The sequence below is a fragment of the Mesorhizobium sp. M7A.F.Ca.CA.004.12.1.1 genome, from assembly GCF_003997835.1.
Classification (GTDB): domain Bacteria; phylum Pseudomonadota; class Alphaproteobacteria; order Rhizobiales; family Rhizobiaceae; genus Mesorhizobium.
On sequence record NZ_RZRK01000750.1, the window covers coordinates 1 to 2,955 of the forward strand.

The following is a 2,955-nucleotide window of genomic DNA, read 5'->3' on the forward strand; positions in this document are numbered from 1 at the left end:
GCTAAGAAGATCGTGCCTGACGGCTATGCGCTGCCGGCCTTTGCGGCGGTCGAAATCGCCAAGGCAGCATCAGGCTTGTCCGAAAGCTCGGGCAAGCCGCTGACGGAGGCCCTGACCGGACAGGATTTCACCACGGCGATCGGGCCGATCCGCTTTGATGCAAAAGGCGACCTCAGCCAGAGACCTTACCGCGTCTTCCGTTTCGACGGCACGCGCTTTGCGCCCTTGGAAAGCAACTGATGTTTCGCACCGGCCCACGCAACCTGATCACCGACGTTGCCGGCCTGCGCGTCGGCAATGCGTCCGACGCCAGCCTGAAGTCCGGCGTCACGACCGTGCTTTGCGACACGCCGACAGTGGCCGGCGTTCAGATCCTGGGCGGCGCGCCGGGCACGCGCGAGACAGACCTGCTCGAACCGCACAATTCCGTCGATGTGGTGCACGCCGTCGTGCTTTCAGGCGGTTCGGCTTTCGGCCTCGACGCGGCGTCCGGCGTGCAGGCGGCATTGCGCGAACGCGGCATCGGCCTGGAGGTCGGTGGTTTTCGCGTGCCGATCGTGCCGTCGGCGATCCTGTTCGACCTGCGCAATGGCGGCGACAAGGATTGGGGCCGTTATCCGCCCTACCGCGAGCTTGGCTATGAGGCCGCGCAAACTGCCGCCGCCGATTTCCAGCTTGGCACGATCGGCGCCGGCACCGGCGCGCTGACCTCGGGGCTGAAAGGCGGCCTCGGCTCCGCCTCGACGCTGCTGGATAGCGGCGTCACCGTCGGTGCGCTGGCCGCCGTCAACCCGACCGGATCGGTGACCACAGGCCGAACCCGCCATTTCTGGGCAGCACCGTTCGAAATCGGCAACGAATTCGGCGGGCTTGGTTATCCCTCGCCGATGCCGGACGATGCGAAACGGATTCTTTTGAAACACCGCGACAAGCATGTTGGCAGGCAGATGGAGACCGGCGGCAACACCACCATCGCCGTCATTGCCACCGATGCGGTGCTCACAAAAGCTGCCGCCAAGCGCCTGGCGATATCGGCGCATGACGGGTTCGTGCGCGCGATATGGCCGACGCACACACCGGCCGATGGCGACCTTGTGTTCGCGCTGGCGACCGGCACGAGCGGTATCGAACTCTCCGCCGATGCGGCGATCGATCTCTACGCCGCAGCCGGCGCCACCATGGCGCGCGCCATCAGCCGCGGCGTCTATGCGGCAACCCCTGCCGAAAACGATCTGTTTCCGGTCTGGTCGTCACGCCTGAGGTGAAGCGATAATCAGACCCGATCGGACTTTTCTTCCTCGAACGTCACCGCAACATCGGAATTCGCCGACAGCCAGACCTTCTTGCCGTCGACTTCGGCAATCAGGCTCAGGGGAATATAGTGATGATGGCCCTTGTGAGCGCCCTCGCCGCTATCGGCCTTGGTCAGCTTGATGCGCTGGCCATCGACCTTGTCGACAGTGCCGACATGCACGCCGTCGGCGCCGACGACTTCCATATGCTCGCGAATTTTGCTGGTGTCGGTCATGGTGGTCTCCATTGGGACTGCCGACGATAACAAATGACGGGCCGATTGGATGCATCGGCTTTCGCACCGCACGACGTTTTGATTTCGGCGTGCTAGGGGATTGAGACGATCACGGGGGTGAAGACCGATGCGAATGCTCTTTCTGTTTGCCGTTGGCCTGCTTGCACAGTTTGCCACCTCGATCGCGGCTCATGCCGGCGATGTCGCCGAACTTGAAATCCTCGGCTTCACCAAGGACGGCAGCGTCTTTGCTTTCGAGGAATATGGCGTGCAGGATGGATCGGGTTTTCCCTATGCCAACCGCTACTACATCGACACCAGCACCGACAGCTTTCTCAAGGGCACGCCGATCCGGGTCCGGCTTGAGGACGAGAATGCCAAACTGGATGCGGCGCGCCTTCAGGCCCGGCAAAAAGGCGAAGCCATTGTCAGTCAGGCCGAGTTGGACGCCAATCGCGGCATCACCGCCGGCTTCAACCCGGTGACCGAACTTTCGGCCGATCCGCACCGGATGGCAGTCAACCCGCGCCCGATCTTTTCGCCGGTCGACCCACCGCTCGAGTTTCGGCTCGACGATCTCGGCATGAACAACACCGAGGGCTGCGAGAGCCAGGGCGAGATCAACGGCTTCCGGCTGCTGCGTATCGAGGCGCAGGATGGCGGCACGACCAAGCTGCTGCACGAGGACAAGTCGATACCGAAAAGCCGGGGTTGCCCGAACGGCTACCGCATCGGCGCTGTGCAGACCTTTTCGATGGACAGTCTCAGCGCCTATGCCGTGCTGATCGCGGTGCGCCAATACGGCTTTGAAGGCCCGGACTTTCGCTGGATCGCGGTGACCGGCCGCCTGTGACACCGCTTGTCCCACCCGCCCCGCGCGATCGTTCGCTGAACCGCCTTCGCCGCGCGATACCGACGCCGCGCACTGCGTTTTATGGCGCCTTGCTATGGGCCACGACGATGGGCGCCAGCGCGCTCGTCGCCCTGTTGTTGGACGACTGGGAGACGCCGGCGAAAATCCGCATTGTCACCGCGCTGTTTGCGGTGGGAGCTGCGCTGGCTTTTCCCATCGGCCTGTTCGCGGCGCGGCTGGTCTCGCAGGGAAGACGCTGGGAAGTCGCCTTTGCCGCGGCCTTCGTGTGCCTAGCCGCGGCGACGATCGGCCTGACCGCCGGGCTCTTTGCCCTGCAGTACCGCTCCTACTACGCCGAGTGGCACGCCCCTGCTTTCACCCGCACCTGGGTCCTCCAGTTCGTCTTCACGACGCTGATTGCGCTCTACCAGTTCGTGGTGCTGGGCATCCGGCTCTATTTTCCAGTTGGTTTCATCGCTCTGTTTGCCGCGGGCGTCTGGTTTGCGCGCCAGCAGCGTTGAGCATTTTGCTCGCCTCTGTTAGGACGCGGGCAAACTTCTCGATATGTCAGGAC

The 2,955-nt window shown here is 63.6% G+C and carries 4 protein-coding genes and 1 pseudogene; 4 read left to right on the top strand and 1 reads right to left on the bottom strand.

The window, feature by feature from the left end; all coding sequences use genetic code 11:
• Nucleotides 1-240, top strand: a pseudogene (locus EN984_RS28885) (ABC transporter substrate-binding protein); the annotation flags it as partial.
• Nucleotides 240-1,265 (top strand): P1 family peptidase, encoded by a 1,026-nt coding sequence (locus EN984_RS28890; RefSeq protein ID WP_127269887.1) that lies wholly within the window; start codon nt 240-242, stop codon nt 1,263-1,265. The pseudogene EN984_RS28885 and the gene EN984_RS28890, both read left to right, overlap by 1 nt.
• 8 nt (nt 1,266-1,273) lie before the next feature.
• Here the strand turns inward: EN984_RS28890 and EN984_RS28895 are convergent, their stop codons facing one another.
• Nucleotides 1,274-1,528, bottom strand: a complete 255-nt coding sequence (locus EN984_RS28895; protein WP_127269889.1) for a DUF2171 domain-containing protein — start codon at nt 1,526-1,528, stop codon at nt 1,274-1,276.
• Nucleotides 1,529-1,655: 127 nt separating this feature from the next.
• Between EN984_RS28895 and EN984_RS28900 the strand changes: the two genes are divergently transcribed.
• Together EN984_RS28900 and EN984_RS28905 are read left to right on the top strand one after the other, a co-directional pair.
• Nucleotides 1,656-2,381 (top strand): DUF2259 domain-containing protein, encoded by a 726-nt coding sequence (locus EN984_RS28900; RefSeq protein ID WP_127269891.1) that lies wholly within the window; start codon nt 1,656-1,658, stop codon nt 2,379-2,381.
• A 107-nt stretch (nt 2,382-2,488) separates the two neighbouring features.
• Complete coding sequence (locus EN984_RS28905) at nt 2,489-2,902, top strand: hypothetical protein (protein ID WP_127269893.1); 414 nt, start codon at nt 2,489-2,491, stop codon at nt 2,900-2,902.
• Nucleotides 2,903-2,955 lie beyond the last annotated feature (53 nt).

Excerpts from the sequence above, each read along its gene's own strand:
- EN984_RS28895 (WP_127269889.1), bottom strand. The coding sequence starts at position 1,528 with ATGACCGACACCAGCAAAATTCGCGAGCATATGGAAGTCGTCGGCGCC.
- EN984_RS28890 (WP_127269887.1), top strand. The coding sequence starts at position 240 with ATGTTTCGCACCGGCCCACGCAACCTGATCACCGACGTTGCCGGCCTG.
- EN984_RS28905 (WP_127269893.1), top strand. The coding sequence starts at position 2,489 with ATGGGCGCCAGCGCGCTCGTCGCCCTGTTGTTGGACGACTGGGAGACG.
- EN984_RS28900 (WP_127269891.1), top strand. The coding sequence starts at position 1,656 with ATGCGAATGCTCTTTCTGTTTGCCGTTGGCCTGCTTGCACAGTTTGCC.